1 protein-coding gene and 1 pseudogene are annotated in these 1,879 nt (G+C 64.0%); both read left to right on the forward strand.

The window, feature by feature from the left end; translation table 11 throughout:
- Positions 1 to 518 (forward strand): annotated as a pseudogene (locus DL519_RS00005) (hypothetical protein); the annotation flags it as partial.
- Positions 519 to 560: 42 nt separating this feature from the next.
- Positions 561 to 1,553 carry a hypothetical protein gene (locus tag DL519_RS00010; protein ID WP_223838270.1) on the forward strand — a complete coding sequence of 331 codons (993 nt, stop codon included), beginning with the start codon at positions 561 to 563 and terminating at the stop codon, positions 1,551 to 1,553.
- The last annotated feature ends 326 nt before the right edge of the window (positions 1,554 to 1,879 follow it).

The raw sequence follows: 1,879 nt of genomic DNA on the forward strand, positions 1-1,879 counted from the left end.
TCGCCGAGGCGTACTCGTACCAGTTGTACAAGGACGCGAGTCTCGTCGTGGCCCGGTTAGGGCCGAACGGTGACGGGATTCTCCTCCGGAATGGCGACGAGATCGATTTCCAAGGGTTCGCACAGTGGCTCGAGTTCCGCCGTGTCGACCCAGCGCTGGCGCGCGGGCTCTCGCTACGCGACTTGTGGACGTTGCTGGCGATTCCCGGTGCTCCCGCTGGGCTGCTGGCAGAGGTGTGTGAGCTCATGAAGGGACCGGTATTGGCGACGGTGCAGCACTTGTACAAGACGGACGACGGGCGTCTGCTCACCGGCGTTTACGAAACGGATCAAACCGGTCACGTTCAATTCCGTCCCAGCAACGGTGGGTGGATGGAATTCACCGAGGAAAACCCGCTCGGCGAGCTTACTGGTAAGGCTGATCTGGGCGAGGCGTTGATGGTTTCCAGGACCAGGCGTTGGCCTGACAAGCCCGCGGAGGTTTATCCGTACTGGCCCGCACGTGGATCGGGGTCGTGATGTTTGATGAGCTGGGGGTGGTGCCCCATGGAAGGACGGAACGTGTCCGTTGGTGATGAGCGCGTGGTAGGGATGCATGATGTGTTGCTGGGGCTTGCCGGCCGGGTGTCGGATGAGTTTCTTGCGACGGCTCGGCAGCGGTTGGCGGAGGGCGCGATCGGCCAGGTTGCTGAGTCGGTGTGTCAGGAGTTGGCTGCTGGTGGTGTGGCGCTGTCCTTACGGCAGATGGGTGTACTGGCCGAGTTCTTGCCCGGCTCCGCGACCTCGATGTTCAGCCGTATCCCGATCGGTGATGAGCAGCGGGTTCTGGCGTGGCATTTCACCGGCACGCCAAGCGAGCCTGTGGGTGTCGATGGTGCGGGGGTGGCTGGGTTGGTGGCGGTGTTGTCGGATACCGCTGGTGTCCGGGGGTTGTGGTGTGCGTGGCGTGGCCCGGTCAGTGGTCAGGGGCCGTGGTTGCCGGTGTATGTGGTGGAGGCCGGAAGTGGTGTCGATCCGGTGGGGTTGACGGGTCGGCTTCAGCGGGCGCTGGTGGTGGCGGGTTCCGGTGTGCCGCGGGTGGAGGTGGTGGTGCCGGGTGGTGAGGTGCCGGTGTATCAGCGGGCGGCGCGGTCTTATGGCCGGTTGGTGTGGGCGGCGACTGAGCCTGTCGGGTTGAGCTTGGCGCGTGTCTTTGATGGTGTCGATGAGGCCGGGGAGCCGGTGTTCGAGGAGGATCACCTGCGGCTGCTCGATGCGGTGGAGCGGGACCGGGTGCTGGACTACCTTCGTGCCGGCACTGTGATCCTGGATACGGATTCCACAATGGATGATGTGGTGGATCGGTCGCGGGGGTCTGTGGTGCCGGTGAGTTTCCGTTCCGATGGGGTGTGGATCTGGCCGGACATCGTCTGTTACTACCTGGAGCAGCACGGGTTGGCTCCCGACGAACAGTTGCTGGCCCACATCCACACCGCCGACCGCCTGCCTGCACCTCTGGATGCGGTAACCGTGCACCGCGTCCTGGAGTATCTGTCCGGCCCGCAGGATGTGTAGTCCTCGTCGTTGGGGGTGCGGCCGGGCGGTGTGTCGGAGGGACGTCCACTCCGCCCGGCCGCTACGAATACGTGCTGTAGTTCCCCTGTCACTCGCGAGTATATCCGTCAGCGACGTCTTCATGGATTGAGTGGCGTGGTGAACCTTGCTGCTTGAAGGAGCCGTGTTCTCGTTGTGAGAGGCGTTTTGTGGTTCGGGTGCCGGGCGGCTGAGGTCGCCCGGCTATCGGGTTTTTGTGCGTCACCGCGCCGGTGGTTCCAAGGGCTGATTCCCGCATACATCGTTGCTGCCATGTGGTGTGGCGGCGTTGGGGTTGGGTGGTTGTG

The sequence above is a fragment of the Saccharopolyspora pogona genome, assembly GCF_014697215.1.
Lineage (GTDB): Bacteria > Actinomycetota > Actinomycetes > Mycobacteriales > Pseudonocardiaceae > Saccharopolyspora > Saccharopolyspora hattusasensis.